General features: G+C 36.1%; 18 protein-coding genes and 1 pseudogene. 3 read left to right on the top strand and 16 right to left on the bottom strand.

Annotation, left to right across the window (positions count from 1 at the left end):
- Position 1 precedes the first annotated feature (1 nt).
- The 7 genes from J7649_RS15320 to J7649_RS15290 all read right to left on the bottom strand — a co-directional run bounded on the left by J7649_RS15320 (position 2) and on the right by J7649_RS15290 (position 11,906).
- Positions 2–5,227, bottom strand: coding sequence for an AAA domain-containing protein (locus tag J7649_RS15320; RefSeq protein ID WP_077169794.1), 5,226 nt, complete (start codon positions 5,225–5,227; stop codon positions 2–4).
- A gap of 894 nt (positions 5,228–6,121) precedes the next feature.
- Positions 6,122–6,928: a hypothetical protein gene (locus J7649_RS15315; RefSeq protein WP_010591556.1), complete on the bottom strand. Its 807-nt coding sequence runs from the start codon at positions 6,926–6,928 to the stop codon at positions 6,122–6,124.
- A gap of 228 nt (positions 6,929–7,156) precedes the next feature.
- Positions 7,157–8,797 (bottom strand): LPD1 domain-containing protein, encoded by a 1,641-nt coding sequence (locus J7649_RS15310; RefSeq protein WP_005005743.1) that lies wholly within the window; start codon positions 8,795–8,797, stop codon positions 7,157–7,159.
- Positions 8,798–8,815: 18 nt separating this feature from the next.
- A complete protein-coding gene (locus J7649_RS15305) occupies positions 8,816–9,199 on the bottom strand; it encodes a hypothetical protein (protein WP_005005744.1) in 384 nt (127 codons plus the stop codon).
- 6 nt (positions 9,200–9,205) lie between these two features.
- Positions 9,206–9,973: a hypothetical protein gene (locus J7649_RS15300; protein ID WP_005005745.1), complete on the bottom strand. Its 768-nt coding sequence runs from the start codon at positions 9,971–9,973 to the stop codon at positions 9,206–9,208.
- A gap of 1 nt (position 9,974) precedes the next feature.
- Positions 9,975–11,297 (bottom strand): hypothetical protein, encoded by a 1,323-nt coding sequence (locus J7649_RS15295; RefSeq protein ID WP_005005746.1) that lies wholly within the window; start codon positions 11,295–11,297, stop codon positions 9,975–9,977.
- Positions 11,298–11,387: 90 nt separating this feature from the next.
- Positions 11,388–11,906 (bottom strand): hypothetical protein, encoded by a 519-nt coding sequence (locus J7649_RS15290; RefSeq protein WP_005005747.1) that lies wholly within the window; start codon positions 11,904–11,906, stop codon positions 11,388–11,390.
- 74 nt (positions 11,907–11,980) lie between these two features.
- Between J7649_RS15290 and J7649_RS15285 the strand changes: the two genes are divergently transcribed.
- Positions 11,981–12,334, top strand: a complete 354-nt coding sequence (locus J7649_RS15285; RefSeq protein WP_005005748.1) for a hypothetical protein — start codon at positions 11,981–11,983, stop codon at positions 12,332–12,334.
- Between the two features lie 99 nt (positions 12,335–12,433).
- Here the strand turns inward: J7649_RS15285 and J7649_RS15280 are convergent, their stop codons facing one another.
- Complete coding sequence (locus J7649_RS15280) at positions 12,434–13,180, bottom strand: hypothetical protein (protein ID WP_005005749.1); 747 nt, start codon at positions 13,178–13,180, stop codon at positions 12,434–12,436.
- A 60-nt stretch (positions 13,181–13,240) separates the two neighbouring features.
- On the opposite strand from J7649_RS15280, the gene J7649_RS15275 reads away from it, so the two are divergent.
- Positions 13,241–13,603, top strand: coding sequence for a hypothetical protein (locus tag J7649_RS15275; protein WP_005005750.1), 363 nt, complete (start codon positions 13,241–13,243; stop codon positions 13,601–13,603).
- Between the two features lie 175 nt (positions 13,604–13,778).
- Here J7649_RS15275 and J7649_RS15270 read toward each other — a convergent pair whose 3' ends face one another.
- The 8 genes and pseudogenes from J7649_RS15270 to J7649_RS15235 all read right to left on the bottom strand — a co-directional run bounded on the left by J7649_RS15270 (position 13,779) and on the right by J7649_RS15235 (position 19,661).
- Positions 13,779–14,078, bottom strand: a complete 300-nt coding sequence (locus J7649_RS15270) for a hypothetical protein (protein WP_005005752.1) — start codon at positions 14,076–14,078, stop codon at positions 13,779–13,781.
- 255 nt (positions 14,079–14,333) lie between these two features.
- A protein-coding gene (locus J7649_RS15265) for an IS3-like element ISAba14 family transposase (protein ID WP_223155595.1) occupies positions 14,334–15,466 on the bottom strand; the annotation gives its coding sequence in 2 pieces (ribosomal slippage) (positions 14,334–15,214 and positions 15,214–15,466; 1,134 coding nt in all).
- Positions 15,467–15,554: 88 nt separating this feature from the next.
- Positions 15,555–16,465: pseudogene (locus J7649_RS15260) on the bottom strand (IS3-like element ISAba14 family transposase); the annotation flags it as partial.
- 37 nt (positions 16,466–16,502) lie between these two features.
- Positions 16,503–17,438 (bottom strand): hypothetical protein, encoded by a 936-nt coding sequence (locus J7649_RS15255; protein WP_005028393.1) that lies wholly within the window; start codon positions 17,436–17,438, stop codon positions 16,503–16,505.
- 15 nt (positions 17,439–17,453) lie between these two features.
- Positions 17,454–18,233 carry a M48 family metallopeptidase gene (locus J7649_RS15250; protein ID WP_005005756.1) on the bottom strand — a complete coding sequence of 260 codons (780 nt, stop codon included), beginning with the start codon at positions 18,231–18,233 and terminating at the stop codon, positions 17,454–17,456.
- Positions 18,226–18,714 carry a hypothetical protein gene (locus J7649_RS15245; RefSeq protein ID WP_005005757.1) on the bottom strand — a complete coding sequence of 163 codons (489 nt, stop codon included), beginning with the start codon at positions 18,712–18,714 and terminating at the stop codon, positions 18,226–18,228. Before J7649_RS15245 ends, J7649_RS15250 begins: the two co-directional genes overlap by 8 nt.
- 9 nt (positions 18,715–18,723) lie before the next feature.
- A complete protein-coding gene (locus J7649_RS15240; protein ID WP_005005759.1) occupies positions 18,724–19,233 on the bottom strand; it encodes a hypothetical protein in 510 nt (169 codons plus the stop codon).
- Between the two features lie 5 nt (positions 19,234–19,238).
- The gene (locus tag J7649_RS15235) at positions 19,239–19,661 is read right to left on the bottom strand and encodes a hypothetical protein (protein ID WP_005005760.1); all 423 of its coding nucleotides are present in this window, start codon (positions 19,659–19,661) and stop codon (positions 19,239–19,241) included.
- A 164-nt stretch (positions 19,662–19,825) separates the two neighbouring features.
- Between J7649_RS15235 and J7649_RS15230 the strand changes: the two genes are divergently transcribed.
- Positions 19,826–20,479: a hypothetical protein gene (locus J7649_RS15230; RefSeq protein ID WP_005005764.1), complete on the top strand. Its 654-nt coding sequence runs from the start codon at positions 19,826–19,828 to the stop codon at positions 20,477–20,479.
- Positions 20,480–20,513 lie beyond the last annotated feature (34 nt).

Genomic DNA, 20,513 nt, shown 5'->3' with positions numbered 1-20,513 from the left:
GTTATACCCCTGCCTTTCTATATTTTTTTGATCTATTTTTATTAATGTGCGGATTGTTTTGTACTATTTTGACAATGGCGCGTTTTGAAATATATCGATATTCTAAAGTCTGATTCTCACGGCACTTGATGTAATTTAATACGCGTCCTAAAGGTAAGTTACTGTTGACTCCTTGCCACATTTCTGACGCACCAAAGATTACAAGACGATCCATTGCGCGAGATAAAGCCACGTTCACACGATTTGGTGACTTCAAAAATGCAGGAAACTTAGTTGGATCATTTCGCGTAACTGAGAGAATGATGATCTTATTCTGTTTACCTTGATAACTATCCACCGTATCAATACGCACAATTGATCTCAATGCATCTGACACTTCACACAAAGAGAAGGCTTTTCTTAACCGGTTTTTTTGCTCAGCATAGGTACAAATTACACCAATAGCAGGCTCTTTAAGGGAATCAGGCTCTGGCACTAATTTATTTAACAAGAGTTTGTCTTGGTCAATCCGCTGAAGAAAATCGATAATTTCATTAATTTCATGTGGGTTATAAATACTACTACCTTTCTCCATTTTGAAATGCTCAGCATTCCCAGTATCCACCCAAGTAACTGTTGAATTCAATTCTATTGCGATGTCGGATGCATAGTTATCAGGCACAATCCGCTTTAACTTAATTTCTTTCAGCTCTTCATCACTTAAACCACGAGAATCGACAACTTCAGTTTCAAGTTTTCCTTCATAAAAACAGTCTGAAACTAATTCGCCGATGCTCGGACTCATTCGGTACTGTGACAAGAGTTCTGAACTAGCCTTTAGTCCATAATGTGAATTAAAGATACGGCCAAAGTCGCTTTGTAATTTATCTTCCAAATCATCATCTGATATCTTAAGTTGCTTAGCTAAAGCCTTTTTATGATCGCTCGAATATAGTGGAGGAAGTTGGTCTTGATCCCCAACTAATAAAATACGTGCACCTGACTGCATTGCAATTGCCAATTCTGAAGCGATTGAACGTGCTGCTTCATCAATAATCACCCAATCAAATACGTGATTGGCGATTCCAATACTTTGTTGGCCAACACCAACGCATGTGCCACAGACTAATTGCCTTGTTTTGACCAGGAAACTTTCATAATTAGCATTTTGGCTTTCAATTAATGGTTCATAATCTAGGGCAATATTGATCAAGGCTTTCGCTTTAAGTCCTTCCTCATTAGATACCCCGTAGTATTGATTAAGTGCTGCGAACGTAATCATGTCGATCTTATTTAACTGGTTTAATACTGTTATCTCTTTATCATTGATACAGTCTTCCAGTTGATCCCAAAAGTCTTGATTTCCGTCAAACATGCTCTTCAGCTTATGCATTGCTGATTTGAAAGCCTGGGTATACTCTTCTAATGAGAAGCTAAACTTTTGATCAAGATCATCTTGGTCGATTGACTGATACGCAGATTTAAGACTATTTAAAATAGTGACTCTGATTTCATAAAGATCGCTCAAGTATTCAGCTTCAAGTGATAAATCTTTTGCAAGCTCAAGCACTCTTTCTTTAATATTAGACTTAAACAGCTCTATCTGGCTCGTAATAATTGAGCCTGTATAGACATCTTTTAATTCAGGAGACACAGCACTCTCTTTATTGCTTATTCGAGCAATACTTAATGGTGTGTCATACTCTGTGCATAGCTGACGTATACGCTCAACACTTGTATTTACAGCTTCGTGCGACTGACTAACAATTAAGATGTTAGATACATTTTGTTTATCATAGAGATAGTGAGCCAGTATAGAGATAAATTCAGTTTTGCCGGTTCCTGGTGGTCCCTTTAATAGTGATACAGGTCCATACTTAAGCACATTACGGAACGCTTTACGTTGTAATGGATTGAGGGCTTTAACCAATTCCCCATTTTTGTATTTGTTATAGTGATCTAGATCTTCATCAGGCACTTCAATCTCATAATCTTTTGCTTCAATCACTAATGATGGTTCAAAGTAATCTACGAGATTTTCAATGACAGCCTTATTACTCAGAATATTTGTCAGAGCATCTGCACGTTTCCGATTAGATGACTTATCTGCCTTGCTTTGTAGAAACAGTGTTGCTTCTTCAGGAACTTCATTTGTTTTTTTACAAAAATCGATCCACAATTCTCCGACTTTTGATTGCGCAATATTCACCGTACCTATGCAGAAAGTGTAATCACCTCCCGCCCCAGTTTCTTTAGTGCACATTACATCGACTTTATCGGTCTTTGAAAATTTAGCTGAAACATCTTCTGCAGAGTCATAGTATGCAATAGCACTCTTTGAATCTTTAAAATGTTTGCTCGAAACTATCTTTAACGGCTCAGACAGAGTGATTGTAGGATGTGCATGACGCTCAGTCGCCATGACTTTTTTCCACAACTCTTTCGTTTCAATATCAATTAAGTGGCTATGTGTAGGCAGATGACTCATTGGCTGTGCCATAAGCTCATCAGTAGCTATAACATCGCCTATCTCTTCTTGTAATGCTTTTTGTTCACGCAGAGCCCGTAATGTTTCCTCTTTCTCTTGAGTCCTTTTGAGCTGTGCTTGCTTAAACTGTTCAATAGCATCCTTAAAGTTTTGATCTTTTGCTAAGAAGTCATTTAACTCTACAATGTTGTCACGCTTACTCATCCCAGATATCGGGTGGACTTCAATGCTAACATCAATAGTCAGATCTGCATCCCTACTAGCCTTCCACCACAGGTCTTGTTTTTTGACAAAATCAAGGAAACTTAATTGATTTTCATGGGGCTTATAAAACCCTTTTAACATGCCATTGATTCCGCTAAGTGTAAATCGAAAATCCCCCTCACTTGCTGCCTCAAGTTGGATATAAACTTTGCCGTTTTCGGGATAAATCGTAAAGGGCGTCTCAACCTTACTTGTATAAATACTAATCTGAGGAGCTTCTTTTACAATAGCACCCTTACATTCAAATGCCTCTATAAAGCGAGAATTATCAATATAGCGTACACTTGGATCTTCCATTCCTTCTATGCTCAAGGCTGTATTTAGCCAGGATAAAGTAGGATCCATTGAAGCCACATCATCCACAGCCAAGTCTATATCGTATAGATCTGCGATTAATTTCAATGCAGTAAAGTTGTCACACTGAATGACTGTTGGATCTTCAATATCAGATGGGAAATAAGCATTAGAAGAATCAGGTTGTGGTACTTCAGGATGGAAGCAATCATTAAAACTAACTTTCAAGTTTGTTTTATCTACTAGAATCTTTTCATCATCCAAGTTTCCATGTTGAAAGCCATGCTCATGAAATTTTTTCAGAGAATGCAATAACTGAAGTGAAAGTTCATTTTTTTCATCCTCAGTTAAGCCCTCAATAACCGTTGACCAAGCTTCACCCTTTACCATTTCAGTTACTAGATACACACATGCTGTGCTAGTTGATAAACCAAAATCAATAATCTTAGGAAGGTATGGCAAATTGAGAGCCTGCGTCATTTTAAGTTCTTCAAAGAATCGCTTAAAACAACTCTTTTGATAAGTTGTCATTGCAGATGCAACTTTACCCATCCATGTTTTGACTAACATGTTGCCTGATGCATAGAGTGTAAAATTTTGGTTAGCATCAATAGGCGCGCCAAATATCGGGTAACTGATATAGGTATTTGTCTGATTTAAATATGGATTCAGTACATCTGCATCAAGTTCATAACTAACTTGTTCAGCAGGTTTTTGAGCTAAGAAATCTTGGAATACTGCACATGCATTATCATATTTCCCTGTCAAAGCTCGTGTTAAAATACGCTCTAACCAGTGGTTCTGATCTCGCTCCTCAAGACTAAATTTTTTCAATGAACGTGGGCTCAGTCGAGCATTCTTCCAAATATGAAGGATTAACTGCCCTAACCAATACACATCCTTTTGTGCAGCTGTCAGCGCAAGATTCGGAAGATGAGCTGTTGTATTCAAAAATGGGAGTTCGTTAGCCAGTTCAGGGTCAATTTTCGAGGGCTGTGTTTGATCATTTGCTGCCGAAAAATTGGATAGCAATATCTCCTTTTTATAAGAGATCCACACACTATGATCACCCACATCACCATGAGTAATTCCCATTTGATGTAGGTGATTAAATTTACCAAGCAAAATCTGGAATAAATCCAATTTCTCAGATTCAGACATTTTCTCAGCATAAGCGCCGATGAATTCGTTGACTCGATAGCTGTTCTCAGGCAACTCATACAACTCATTATATTTTGATGTCATGTCATCAAGACTTGGGTTTGTAATCGGGTGCAAACAACTTTGATAAAGATCAGGCTTTTCTGTTTTAATTTTTTGGAAAACCCGGCGCTCATTGCAGATCAAGTTGAATCGATGTTGAGGCTGACTCATTCTTGAGTTACTCAACTTGAATTCATTAAAATCCCAACAACGCATTAAAGATTTTTCACCAACGATGGTCAATGAATGCGCTTTATACTCGCTATAAATCTTTTTAGGATGCGGTAAGATCAAGTCACCTCGTTCATGATTATTAATAATCAAAGAGCGTGGTTGAATTTGGTCAGGCGCAAAAATTTCATCAATAATGGCGTGATATTCTTTTTTAATATCATATATGCGACCATCACGTTCCAGATGCTTGCGGAACATATTATTAAAATTCTTCTGTTGAGCTAATTGTATAAACTCATCTATCGAAAGAATGTGCTCTAAATCTTCTGGAGGCAGGCGCGAATAATCTGCTTTACCACACATGACAACAAAGTGAGAAACACTTTGGTAATGAAATGTAATGCCCTTAGCTTTCTTTTCTGAAACTTTATCCTTTAGTTTATTAACTATAATTTGCATTTTTTTTACATTTTTAGCTACAGGGCATGAATCTTGCTCTTTATTACCTACGTACCATTTTCCTGCAACTTTTGTAATTTCCTTACCGTTCCAGTCCTTGAATTCAATGACCAAAATGTTTGCATGAGTAATAATTAGGAGATCATATTCAAATTTCTCAGAACTACCTTTCGCTACTGCTTTTTTTCCATTTTTATGCATAAATTCAAAACCAGCATATGCTCGCCAGTTTTTAGTTTTTTCGCCACGATCAAAGACCTTTTTAATCTTATCAATTGCTTTGAGTTCGTGCTCGTATATACCTGTCTCTGGATATGTAACTTTCATATTAAAAGATTCTTTATTTAAAATGTCTTGCTTTTGCACATACAACAAATAAGCGTCAAAAATGATGCTAAATTTTTATTAACATAAAGTAATGCTATATGTACGGTGTCTTTTAGAAAAAATACTTAGCGTAAGAATTTAGTTTTTTCAGGTTGATGGTTAGTTTGGCCAAATAAGCCCTCCGAAGGTTTTTTATATTCAGTTTAGGATTGTATTTAAAATAAAGTCTGCCAAATATTTTGGTGTAAAACCTGAGTCTTCTAGCACGATCATCATTTAGATGATCTAACTCAATCATTCGTTTAAGCAAAACGTATTTCACTTAACGGTTCATAATGTGACTTATATTACATTTAATTTTTGAGTATTCAAAATTATTTTATTGAATTATAAGAAAAAAACTTAAGGAATTCCTTAAAATTTGATGACAATGGTCATATCTCTAATCACTAAAAAGACCAAAAATAGATATCTACCCATATCTCTCGGACAAATTAACTCTATTTTATAAAAGTATCAATAAATTCATTAGGTTCATGAACCAAAAATTTATAATTATTTTTTTATTTATATAAGTTATTGAAAATAATAAATAAAATTATTAAAAGTTTTATTAACTAGACTTCAGGTGAACATAAGTTAAAGTTCGAATTAAAATGAATAGGGTAGTCGCAATTTCCAAAAAATGACAGCTCATGTGTCGTTTAGATACTAACAATTTGTTTATTATAACAAATCTTAAGCATGTTAGCTGTCGTCATTCTTTGATACGGTCTACGTACTACCGTACAATCATCAGCTATATTCATGGTGTTACTTTGCATAATTTACATTTTCTGCATTCAAACCAATCAATCCAAAATTACGTGCACGTTCGAGACACATAAGCTGTCATTGACGACACATGTAATGTCACTGGTTGCGTTCGTGCGTCTATTTCCGTTGAACTATGCTATACCTTGAATAGCCAGCTACTCGGTTCACTGAAATACTGACCGACACGTTAGATTTCAGTTTTAAATCAAAATAGCGATCAATCGTCACAATTAGATGTTTTACATAATCAAAAACTACATATGTTAAATCCTTTAAATCATTGTTCTGGTGTGCAACTTCAATAAATTCTGAAAACAACGCTACACCTGTTTCGTTGGCCAGATTCGCTAACTGATTATCCAATCCGGCAATTGCCGTTAATTCTGATGCAATCACCACTTTATGCATTGCTGTTTCCGCTTCAATGCCTTTGTACTCAATCCCCTTGTATATATAGACATCGTTTTCTCGTTTGCCTTGGTTCCAAGGGTTATCCGTACCATCCAGTCTAGGCATGCTGTACGGTCGTTTTAGTTTTGCTGGAGGTGTTTGTTTAGCGGTGACTTCATAAAGGTTAAATACGCAATCTGTGTAGCGTTTAAGGCTATGGTATGTCAAAGCTTGCTGTTTGGCGGTCAACTCCCGTGGTGATACATGATTCACCAAGGTTTTGAACATTTCTAATGATTCTGGTGTGAACGATCCATCTTTTTTTGCATTGTCCATCAGGTCTTTTTTAGCCCATTTATGCTTTAGTTTTTCCGCTTCAGCATCAGATATTTTCTCTCCCCGATACACGTATCCACGCGCTGCGTTTGAATACTCAAAATCTGCTCGTTTTACTGCCTTGTAGACCATTGTTTTTGTCATTTGTTTTGCACCAGTTTTTCCCATAGTTGTGGCGACCGCTTGAGGGCTTAACACGTACCCATTCTTTTTCGCTTCGGTCGTAACACCAAAACTCGTACCCTAAACAACAACGTTTATTCACGACATAGCGGTAGGTGTTGCAGATCGTAAGCATATTCTCAGTGGCGTTAACTTCCCAAGGTTTAAACGCAATAAGCTCTGTTATTGCTTCCCTGTAAAGTCGTGTTGCTTTGGGATTATTGAATAAGATCCGTTCTTTTTTTGAGGTCTTAGTGATTGCATTCATTTCGTCCACGACCTCACTAATGCTTTTAGCCAATCATCCATCAAATCAACTAAAATTGCCCGTTCTCTGCCTGTTGGATATGCGCTTAACTTCATATTCCAACTATTTGCCGACTCTTCTGTGCCGTGCACCAAAAACCCATTTTGTTGATCATTTTCAGCCAGCTTATCCGTCACCCAACATTCAAACAGTCTGGCAAAGATTTCTGTTGGCTGTGACCAATACATTGACCGTGATTGATCTAGGTGCATGGCGTTATTCATAAAGCCCGTACCGCCTTGTCTTTCTTCGTAATCAAGGTATTTGGTTGACTTAAAAGTAAGATAATTAACCAGCTTGATAAACTTATCTGCAGTCTGGCCATCTTTAAGATGTTTGTATGCTGACTCTTGATGATTCTGTACTGAGTAACGCCCTTTACTGGTGTAAAGAAAGTATTCGCTAAAAAAGTTATTATTGAGTCCGTTTCGTTTTGCCAAAACACAATCAAATCCGTGCGCGAACTCATGGGCTAGTGCTCCAACACCTTGCGTCTTGGTCAAATGAATAAGCATATTACCTGGTTCAAAGTGAGCTGCTGCGCTATCAACGCCTGTGCCACGCGAACCGAATGCTATTCCTAGCTTACCGCCTAAAGATGCGAACGTAACGGGTAGACCTAGAAGTTCGACAAGATCCATTAGTGAGTCATACGTGCAATTCAGAAACCATGCACGTTCCTTTTGATTTACCCAATTGCCGAACTCGACTCCAGAAAATTTGAAATAGTCCATAAGCAACTGGCTATCGATGTTTTCACCCTTTCGATGGTCCTTACCCTCGCGCACTTCAACTCTGTCGTAGCGCGGTCTTTTGGGTGGTTTTGCGCGTCCTTTTTTGGGTTCTATGACTCGTTCATCTAAAATTGGCTGAAAAAATGTTTTTACTTTTTCTAGTGCTGCATTGAATGTGTCGTATTCCGTCCAATCATCTAGTGTTTGAAACCGCTTTGCTGAAATGGATTTAACGGCATACCACTTATGTTGACCAGTCTCAGTGTTTAATAATTTTTTGGCACCATAATTATCCGTATCAAGTACACGATCGTCTGGCCATCCTAAAGGGATTAAGTTTTTTAAGCGTAAACGTGTGTCTGAACTAAATGATAGTGGGTGTTTAACTCTGCGATTGGTATGTCGTCCAGCTGAGTAGCGTTCTAAAATATCTTTTTCACTTCGTCCAGCACCAAACTTAACGGTCATGTACGCATTAAAGTCGTCTGTCAGTTGTTCTAAACGTTCGTAGTGTGAGCTTTCATATTTGTTTTTTAAGAAGTGTAGCGTAGCAATGTAGGCATCATCCCATTGCTTTTGACCTATGCTAAACCAACCGCCCCCTAAAGGCTTGTTGGTTAAGTTTGCATAGACCAAAGAAAATAATAGTGCATGTTTTACAGGTTTATGGCCAGATTGGGCATCAGCTCTAAAATCAGGCTTTTGCCAATATTCCTTTTTAGTCACTAGGCTGTCAGACTTAATTCCATTCATGTTGCCTGAGAAGTCTGGTGATGGGTTGTCTTTACGTGCACCAGCAAACTTTTTACCTACATCCGTAATAGGACCATCTTTTTTTTCATTACTATTTATTTCTTCAGTCATAGCTAAACCACATAATTGTTAGTTGCGTATATCGTCCAAGATTTCTGACAGATCAAACAGATTAATATCTTTGAGTTTTGCTTCAGCATTGATGCACTCAAGTAAATTCATAAAACCAACAAAAATAATGTGTGGTATTGGTCTATTGTTGATATGCACGGGTGTTGACCAAGTGCGTACACGCGTTTCGCATATTTCAAGCCCTTGTTCTTCAAAAAGCTTGATCAATGTCGGGATGTCTTTGTCTAGTTGAGTAAGGGCTAATAACGACCGAAATACATCATTTAAGCTAATAGAGTGGTGACGATGGTTCGGATTGTGCTGTTTTCTATTGTCGCCCTGTTGTTGATTAAAGTAATGATGTTTTTCGCGATCTTGAGATGTTCTGTTTAAATATTTCATTTGGTATTAAGCTCCAAAGAGATAGCTGTAAATCAGGTACAAAATAAAAGTTATTGTTAATCCCGACACCAATAGAGAATTGATCGGGTAATTTTCTAAGTTAAAAGGTTTTCTGTGATAGCTCACTCCCCAATCTGAAACAGATCCTCGCTCTACGGCACTATAAAAGTTAGTTTGTGAGGCGTTTAAACGGTTGTTGTCTACTGATATGAATTCCAGTTTGCACAGCAATTCGTCACTCAGGTAGTTAAAGAAAGTCGTTGGTGTACCATTTGATAGGATGTGTATATAACCGACCTGTTTTTGGGTATAACCCATTCGCTCATACGCTTTTTGAAATTCGTGCGTTAAAGTCGCACTAAACTTATCCCCCTTATTTTTGGCAATCAGTTCAATTGGTGGCTCAGCTCCAGCCTGAATAAGCTTGGTGAATTTAGGACTACCACAACCCCAATTTTGAGAGATCCAAACACCGCGTTTTGTGTCGTGAATCAAACCATCAACAATGACCACGGCTGCATCACCGATGTCGCCGTTTTCTTTTTCTGTAAATTCGGTGTTATCAACGTCTTTTCTGAATTCTTCAGGCATTGGCCTTAAAACTTCTAAAAGATTGGTACTGTCACTTTGTACATGACCAGTAGCCAAAATCATCGACTCAATTTTTTTTAGGGCATGTTCAGGTACTATCAATACTGAATGTACACGCTGGTCATACGCATCAGATTGAATGTCTTGAGCTTCGGTATTCTTTTCAATAGTGCTTAATTCCATATTATTTCTCTGCCTGGGCTTTCTGGTATTCAACTGCAGTCTTCATTGAATATTCGGTATCATCTTCGTGCTCTGTACCAACCATGCTTTGCTGACCTTGGTATATACCTTTAACAGCATTGACGAATGCGTTATGCGCCGTAGCGTTGTAATACGTTAAGTTTCCAGCACTGGTCGAATCATTGAATGTCAAAGTATTAGGAACATGCCAAACTGCTGAATAAGCCTTGCCATCGATAACAACAATAGGTTCAAACTCGACCGCTTCACGGTGCTTGGTTTCATTCCATGGTGTATAGAAAACAGTATTGTTTTTGAGGTTGTAGACCTTGAATACGATCTGGCCAAGATTCCGTATTTTGGCCTCTTTGTTGTATGCCTCTAAAACCTTGTCTTTTTGGAAGTCTGTAATTTCAAGCTCAGGGTTCTTCGTAATCACCAGTGTTTCATCAGTCGTTTTAATCTCAGATGGAACGTAGATTTTTGAACCTTTAGGGAAACGTCCTGATTTCTCCAATGCGGATCTAAACTTGTTATTTGCATCCAAGAAGTTGCCAAACTCACTACTGAAGTAGCTGTAAAAATTTGATGCACTGGTGAACATGCCAAACTGATTCACCCGAACAATTTGCTCAGATACAGTGGATGCTAAACTTGCATATGGTTTGCCCGACACATCAATTTCGCGCCATTTGTAGTTACGTACACCTACTTCTTTGTCGCATGCATCATTAAACATAGATGTAGAAACAATATCGCCGTCCAAGCGCTTCACATAAGCAACCGGGTAACTGCGGATAGGTGCCATACGAACAGCTTTGTTTGAATTGGTGTAAAAGCCAGATGACGAAATGATATTTTGTTCAGATGATTTAATTTGATAACTTCGTAATGTATTTAACTGTCGATCAAAGCTATCAATTTCAGATTCATATAAAACATCACCCTCAACAGATGTCGCGATTGAATAAGGGGCATACATCACATCGCCCTGAACTTTATCCATGATCTGCTCAGCTTCAATACGATATAACGGCTGTGAGAACATGCCATTTGATGCCAAAGCTGGTAGATCTCCCCCTACACCAAAATTACACGCTACTTTGTGGCTGGTGGTAGAAAGGCTTGATTGAGGTAATTTGTAGTTAGATGGATTGTAAGTGGTAACACGTTCATCATATTTGCGAACTTGTTCCTCAACTTTCTTTTCAATGGGATCTATTTGTTCTTCTTGAGATGCAGTATCAGTATTTGAAGGCTTTAACTTATCACAACCAAATAGCAAAACTGACAATATCGCTATGGTAAGGGTTTTCTTATTCACTAATTAATGACCTAACTTAAAACTACTAATACCCCACATTATAATTAAAAATAAGTATTAATGAAGTGGTATTTAATAGTTTAAGGACTTTTAAGCGAAAAACCCAATATCATTAATTAGTTTTAACGAACATTCTTTTAATGCAACTTCATAACCGCCGTTATTATTAAATGTAAAAGCAAATGGTAGCATTTTATCAATCGCAAATATCTTCTCTAATAAGTCGTTGTTTTCTGCAGATGGCTTATCCTTTAAGGCATATTGCATGGAAAACTTAGCATTTATACCCGTGCTTTTATATAAAGCATTTATTTGTTCTTTAAGGCTTTTTTCCACTTCTTGCACAGTATTGAAAATAAAATTCTGATTAACAGTGAATTTATCAGTTTTCAAAGATCCAAAGGTCCACGCCAGACTCTCCGAAACCACATACCCTAGAACAGTCTGCAATTCTTCATCTTCAAATTTGTGATAATGAACGTATGATTTAGTTTTACCGTTAAAATATAAAATAGAAATGGAGAACAACACCTCTTTGTGAGCATATTTAAAAGGTACTTTAACAAGACTATAAAAGTTTAAGAGCTCAACGTTGGAGGCTTTAGACATATTTTTTAAAAAAATTTTAAAGACATTAAAGTGATTATACTAAAAATATCAAAGAAATGTTAAAGGGTTTTAAAATGGATACAGTTGTTCTAAAAAATAGTTTAATTGCTAGTTTAGTTTTTGTATGTGTGTTCCTGGTGTTCCAAAACATCGACCATAGAGTTTCTGAACGTATACAGCTTGAGTCAACCAGTGCAGCATTCGAGTCGCTTGATAAAGACTTTTCTGCGATCAAAAGAAATGTGGATACTGAATTCAATAAGCTCCCGAAGTACGTGAAGCCAAGCAAAGAGCAATCGATCAATGATGCATTGGAATTCATTAAATTCTCGAAACAGACCTTTACTGACACAATGGCCCAAAATGAAGAACTTTTAGCAGAAGTTAAGGGTTTTGAGAAAAAGGCAAATGATGTTTTAGAAAAATAATAGTTATTTTAAAAAGAAAAATGGGAAGCTATAAGCCTCCCATTCTTTTAATGTCGTAAGAAACATTTAAATTTTGTTCTTAAAAGTATTATAGTAAAACTAATAATTTATGCAAATACTTTTAACAGAAATATCTAAAAGGTCTTTAACACTCAACGAATCCGAATAACTTAGACAGTGTGAATAAATTGTTAAAGTAGTCGAGTGTATATGTAAAACATTGGTATACCCATTAGAGATATGCGAATTATTATATATGTAAAACCTAACATACTTTTTAGTCGTATCTTGCGTAAAACTTACCAGATAATCTTTTGTGTTTTCATTTATGTTATCTTCGTATTGCTCTGTTATGCTCAGGATCTCTTTGCTGTTCAGCCAATAACTGCCTGTTTTATCTTGTTTAATCTGTTCCAAAATCAAATTATTTAATGACTGGTACTCTTTCGTTATTGCTTTGGCATATCGTTTTGATGACTGATGTTCTTTCCAGTCAATTTTTGCTTTCTTAAACAGTTTGAAAGCTGTAACCGCGCACAATATAGCTGAGATGGTACATAATATTATTCTACTACTATCACCTATAATGCCAATCATTCCTAAATGCACATCTTTTGAGAATAAACCGTTCAAAGATAGGTATACGCCAAAGATACAAAAACTTAACGCAAAAACCACAACTAAAATTAAAGTTGCTCTAATTAAAAGCTCATTAAAAGTAATTTTTCTTAAACTTTTGGTATAAAGCTTAATCTTATCTTTTTCAGATTTTAACATTTTAGCCAAGAACTTATGTTCTCTTTTTCCTCTGCTAAAAGGTGGTGTTACAGCATCTTTAAAAGTCATGTATAATCAAAAGTATTTTAACGTTCCATTAAATATACACTACACCTGGGCCTATTTAAAATGAAACATTATAGAATTATCGCTATTTTAATACCTTTAATATTTTCAGGTTGTGCAGCAAGCCACTCAGACAAAGAGCTTGTTGACTCTTATTACAATGACCAACAAAAAACAATAGAAAGCGATGTAGATCAACTCGTTAATTCCTACTCCGCTAAAGTCGTTACTCAGTACTACCCTGAACCATACTTCAATCCAACCAAGCCAATACCGCATTATTACGCTTTAAAGCTTGATGAAATGGGTATCCCTTACCCAAAAGAGCTTGTATACGACAATGCCGACTATAATTTTTATAAAGAGCAGGCTAAGTTTAATGCAAACAATAATGACGTAATTGATACAGATCACCACGATCACTAAAACTTTTTTATCGTAGGTGTTTTGTTGAGGGGCGTTTCTTGCCGAAACCTTTCTTAACCCCTTAGTGTATGAGGGTAAAAGATTCATACTATATTTTAGAAAATACACTTGATGGAGATAAAGACCAAAAAATCAAAGTGTTGAGAGTAAGCCAGTATGATACTTTTTATTACCCTCATACATTATCTTCTGAACTATCTTCACTCCTTTTTTGATTGGCTTCTTTGATAACATTTTCAATAAAACAGATAACTAAATTTAAAGCGATTAAAAATAATACGATATAGCCAATAGTTTTTAGAGTTAGTACAAAGTTATTGAATACATAAGTTGATGCTTTTCCTATTCCTATATAAACCACATAACATGCAAATATAACCAATGCTATTGCACTAATTGAAATTATTGCAAGTCCAGTATTTTTTAAAAATGAGCGCAATAAGTATTTATCGAATTTAGAATTATTCATAGCCATATACTATCCTTCATAAAAATTTCATTTTCTAACATTGAACGAAGCGCAACTATTGCTGCACCACCGCCAACAATAATTATGATAAAGCCGAATAAAAAATTGAGATTCATGTTTGCAGCTATGTTTAATTATTTAGATTTAAGCAACTTAATTAGTAGCATTACAATAGTTATTGTACGAGAGTACTTTACTCTAGAGGTGGTCCCACTTGTTTGAACAACTAAAAGCGTATTTATAAGTGATATTCCGCTCTAGTTAAGCCACCTTGTTTTGTTGGGGTAGCTGATCATAGTAAAACTCATTTGGTGTCATTTTGTCTAGACTCGAATGAGGTCGTTTCAAATTATAAAACTCAAAATATGCACTTAATTGCTTTTTCGCATCTGTGACACTGCTATAAGCTTTGAGATACACCTCTTCATATTTAACGCTCCGCCATAATCGTTCAACCATCACATTATCTACCCATCGACCTTTACCATCCATACTGATTTGAATGCCATTTGATTTCAATACATCAATAAATGCATCACTGGTAAACTGGCTGCCTTGGTCTGTATTAAATATTTCAGGTCGACCATATTTTTCAATCGCTTCATTTAAAGCCGAAATACAAAAATCCACCTCCATACTAATCGATACCCTATGCGCAAGTACCTTGCGGCTATGCCAATCAATCACAGCACATAAATAAACAAAGCCTTTTGCCATAGGGATATACGTTATATCCGTAGACCACACTTGATTACTGCGCTGAATAGCCAACCCTTTGAGCAGATATGGATATTTACGGTGAGCTTGATTAGCCTGGCTTAAATTTGGTTTGCAATATAACGCCTGAATACCCATTTTCTTCATTAAAGTACGTGTATGACGTCGTCCTATATGATGTCCTTGACGATTCAACAAATCACGCATCATACGACTGCCTGCAAAAGGATATTGCATATGTAATTCATCAATACATCGCATCAGCTTCAGATCTGATGCACTCACAGGTTTTGGGCGATAGTAATAACAACCACGGGAGACTTTCAGCAGCTTAGCTTGCTTAGATACTGAAATCTGAAGTGAGTCGTCGATTAACTTTTGTGGTTGAAGCGGCCCAGTTTCTTCAACACACCTTCTAAAAAATCAATTTCTAATGCCTGCTCACCGATTTTTGCATGTAGTTTTTTTAGATCGATGGGTGGTTCTGTTGGAGCTTTTGATTGATCGAAAGCTTGCGAGGAAGCTGAGATCAATTGATTTTTCCAGTCAATAATTTGGTTTTGATGAACATCAAACTCAGCACTCAATTCAGCAAGTGTTTTTTCTGCTTTAATCGCAGCAAGTGCTACCTTAGCTTTAAAATCATTTGAATGATTTCTTCTTGGTCTACGTGCCATAAAATACTCCATATATTGATGTTTATAACATCATTTGAGGAGCAGAATATCACTTATAGGAGTTGTTCAAATTTACGGATCCATCTCTGATTTGAATGCCATTTGATTTCAATACATCAATAAATGCATCACTGGTAAACTGGCTGCCTTGGTCTGTATTAAATATTTCAGGTCGACCATATTTTTCAATCGCTTCATTTAAAGCCGAAATACAAAAATCCACCTCCATACTAATCGATACCCTATGCGCAAGTACCTTGCGGCTATGCCAATCAATCACAGCACATAAATAAACAAAGCCTTTTGCCATAGGGATATACGTTATATCCGTAGACCACACTTGATTACTGCGCTGAATAGCCAACCCTTTGAGCAGATATGGATATTTACGGTGAGCTTGATTAGCCTGGCTTAAATTTGGTTTGCAATATAACGCCTGAATACCCATTTTCTTCATTAAAGTACGTGTATGACGTCGTCCTATATGATGTCCTTGACGATTCAACAAATCACGCATCATACGACTGCCTGCAAAAGGATATTGCATATGTAATTCATCAATACATCGCATCAGCTTCAGATCTGATGCACTCACAGGTTTTGGGCGATAGTAATAACAACCACGGGAGACTTTCAGCAGCTTAGCTTGCTTAGATACTGAAATCTGAAGTGAGTCGTCGATTAACTTTTGTGGTTGAAGCGGCCCAGTTTCTTCAACACACCTTCTAAAAAATCAATTTCTAATGCCTGCTCACCGATTTTTGCATGTAGTTTTTTTAGATCGATGGGTGGTTCTGTTGGAGCTTTTGATTGATCGAAAGCTTGCGAGGAAGCTGAGATCAATTGATTTTTCCAGTCAATAATTTGGTTTTGATGAACATCAAACTCAGCACTCAATTCAGCAAGTGTTTTTTCTGCTTTAATCGCAGCAAGTGCTACCTTAGCTTTAAAATCATTTGAATGATTTCTTCTTGGTCTACGTGCCATAAAATACTCCATATATTGATGTTTATAACATCATTTGAGGAGCAGAATATCACTTATAGGAGTTGTTCAAATTTACGGATCCATCTCTCTCTCGTACACTTAGAAGATAAGCATCTGGATTCGTTTTTAATTCTTTATCTAACATTATTAGCTTATTCAACATATCTTGGTTTGTCGTCTTGGGAATGATCCAACCGCCAAAACTAATATTGTTTAATTTGATGTTAGGTAGTGGATCTTGTCTATTTTGTTCCAGTAACCAAAGATAGTTTTCACTACAAACAAATAAGACTTTTAATTCCTGATCAATGCGCCGTAAATCACAATATCTGAATAGGTTTACGTTACCTGGTGCTTCAGCATTGATAATTGGTTTTTTTCTTGTTTTTTCACCATGTAACTTAAAGTATTTAACACAACTTTCAATGTCACTTTTTAAATTGATTGGTGCAGTTTCTATTGGTGCCTCTGATAATTGTTCTTCAGCATATTCAAAATAGATCCAACATACATCTTGGTCTTTTAGCTTTTCAAAAAGCCAATCTGGAACGTCATGCAATTTTTGTTTTAGTACAAATGGTTTTCCTACATTCGTAATCTTGACGCTTCTTTTCTTGTACGTGTCCAGCTCCCCTATCTTCTTCACGCCACTTTTATATAAATAACGGTTTTTGAGAACTACTTTACTCTTTTTTACCTCTTTTTCAGGTTTAGGATCAGTACTGGATTTTTCAGGCTCAACATTCAAACAAAAGTAATCTATTCCTTTGGTAAACAATTGAAACTTCCCCTCCTTTTCAATTAAGGCAAAATTCCCTCTGATTTCAGCACCTACTATATCTTTAGATATTAGAAATCGATCATCAACGGTTTGTTCATTTAAGAGCAGTAAAGCCGATTTAAAATCTACTTTGTGTTCTGGTATTACAACATAACCGTGGTCAAACAACTTTTTGCTCACTCGGATAACTGTGTAAATATCCATAACCAGCTCCTTATATTATTTCCTGTAATTTTGGTTGATGTATTCTTGGATCGCTACAATTCTTTTTTCTGAAGTAGGATGCGTTGATAAGAAATCAATTTTAGTGCCCTGTTTTTCTTGGGCTACTACTTTATTCCAAAAGCTGACTGCGCCCTGTGGGTTGTAACCAGCACGAACCATAATATCAACACCTAGAAGATCCGCTTCACTTTCAAGTTTGCGCGAACCAGGTAAGTTAACCCCATAATCGCCTAGTAAACTTGTGCCAGATACAACCATGTCACCAAGACCAGCCGAACTAGCTGCAAGCACACCTAAACCAGTTAAAAGCTTTTTACTTACCTTTTCACGCCCATGATCACGTAAAGCATGTGCAATTTCGTGGCCGATCAGTGCAGCCAATTCATCATCAGTTGCATTAATTTTTGTGATAGAACCAGTCAACACACCGATCTTGCCTCCAGATAGACAAAACGCGTTGATTTCATTATCTCGGATTGTATTAACTTCCCAATTCCAATTTGCTGCGTCAGCTCGATAATGTGGAACTTGTGCGATAAGACGTTTTGCTACTCTATTTACTTGAGCGTTATTCACAATCAATCCACGCTGTTTAGCAGTCGTGATGATGTTGTTGTAAGACTGAGTACTTTGCTGAAGATATTCTTTTTCAGAATACAACATGATTTGTTTGCGTTTAGAACCCATTCCATCAATAGTACTAGATACGCAACCAGTTAAAAGAGATCCGGCAACAGCCAAAACACACAAAGATTTCATCTTAAAATCAAACATTTTGTTTTCCTTTATGTTTAAAAACATTTAACAAGTTAAAACTGCGCTTATTAAGCTTGTTTTTATCTTCCAAATCAGTAATACATTTAAACTCTTTTAAGATGTTTTTGTAATGCTCTTTTTGTTCATTTTCTGACTTATTAAAACCTTTCAAAGCTAACTGTTCAATAGTTTTAGGGCTGAATAATTTCAGAAGAACTATATTTAATATTAAAGTACCAGCCAGTAAGCCCAACGCATAAAGCTGAACAACTGAAGTACTGTATTTAGGTTCCATCGGACCAAGTGAACCAAAGCATATAAAGCTAAATACAGATAAAGTAACTGCAGCTATAAAACTAGATACCGTAACTCTAATCTTGAACTTATATCGTGCAATTAAAGCGACAATTAAAAAACCAAAAAGTATGGTACCAATTGCCGTAGCCATTATGACTAAAAAGAGCCCAGGGTTTGTGTTTGATGGATCTAACATTTCCATAGAATATCCTTAAATAAAACCCTTGCTTTCTAATAGGGTGAAACGATCTTTAAACAGTACAAAGAATGTTTTTTTAACGCTTTCGTACTGGTGTTTGATAATGTCTAAAGCACTATCATATGCACCTAGTTTCACGTAATTAACAAAATTGGCATGATCAAAACCTTTAAGTTTGTGACGTTTAATAAAGCCCTTAAAGTCTTGCTCTTTTTCTTTAAATTGATTCTCAAATTCAAAGAAAAGTTTGCCTAATTTCATGCTGTATAGTTTTAAATTGACAATAAATTCGACTAAAGGTGTTTCATTTCCTCTAATCGTAACCAGCATGTCTTTATCTTTTGTGATTTCGAGCGATGGTAAAAAATTAGAAAAATTAACCAGTAGATCACTTAATAAAACTTGTTTATTAAAGTATGTGACCAAAACAGGTGCGCTATCTGGCACATACGCTTTGATACGTTCAAATTTACTTAAAGCTTCTGGAGAAGCATGACCACTAAGGGCTAATTTCACTAACATATAATTCACTCGACATCTAATTCATTTTTTAAAACCAATTTGTATTTTGGATGAACCCCAAGTCTAAGTTGAAGTAATGTCCACGCTTGCTTTGTTATTAACTTTTCGCCACTTTCAAACTTTGACCACTGTATATTGTTGTACAATCCTGTGTGACTAGACATTTTGGTTTTACTTAAACCACTCCAGACTCTTAGTTGTTTTCCTAAGACTGGTATTGGAACCAGCATTAAACCATTGTCCTCTTGTTCCTTTAAAATCTTTAAAGCTGCCTTTTTACCTACTAATTGACCGCCATCTTCACAAATATAAGTAATACGAGCTGTATATTGTTCAGAGTTTAAGCACTCTTCTAACAATGCTAGAACTTCATCCTGAGGATTCGTTAAACCCCCTCCAACCGTATCGCCTGTATCAGTTTTAATCACGAGTTATACCTTTTAAGATAGATATTCTTATAGTATATACGAAAAACATTTAAAAGATTTTTTTAAAAAAACAAAATGTTCATTTTTTGTATTTTAGCTAAAACCACTTATAATATGATTATTGGTATTAACCAAAGTTTAAAACATATTGAAAGGTGTTTAAAATGACTAACTCTAAAACTAACGCTAAAACCAAAGAGAACCGCTTAAACCAAAATGGCAGTTTAAGCAAAACCGACCAACGCAAGCTTAAACCTATTTCTTTTTGCTTATTAGATACAGAACAAGTGACAATGCTGGAGAAAATTGAAAAGTTTCAATATGGCAATTTCTTTAAAAACATTATAGCTTCTATGACTGATGAAGAAGTTGAACAGATCGCGAATAGCAACAAGAAAAGCGATCCAATCATTCCTCAAAAATTACTAGATCTAAACATCACAAAAGGTTTCTTATCTTGTCGTTCAATTGCAAAGGTGCTTTTTAAACACAATAAAGTTGAATCTATGCTGCATGAGCTACGTAACTTTATCTCTGACGAATTCATTTTAAAGTTAGCTGAAGACCGCAACTTAACACTATCTATAAGCGACTCAGAAGTCGATTCTAATACCTCTTCAGGTATGTTTGATGATCGCTATGCGATGGCTGATACTGGCTATAAGAGCCGTACAACACCTGTTTTCAATCAGCAAAATATTGAATCTATAAAATCCATTGTTCGTGAACATGAGAAGCTTCCAAAACATGTCGAATTAGACAATGATTTCATTGAACAGTTTATGAATGACAATCCTGAAGTATTCGCAAAATTATAAAAACACAAACAAAAAAAACCATCTAATTTTTAGA

Source organism: Acinetobacter lwoffii (assembly GCF_019343495.1).
Taxonomy (GTDB): Bacteria; Pseudomonadota; Gammaproteobacteria; order Pseudomonadales; family Moraxellaceae; genus Acinetobacter; species Acinetobacter lwoffii_P.
This window is presented reverse-complemented; position numbering and strand designations above follow the sequence as displayed.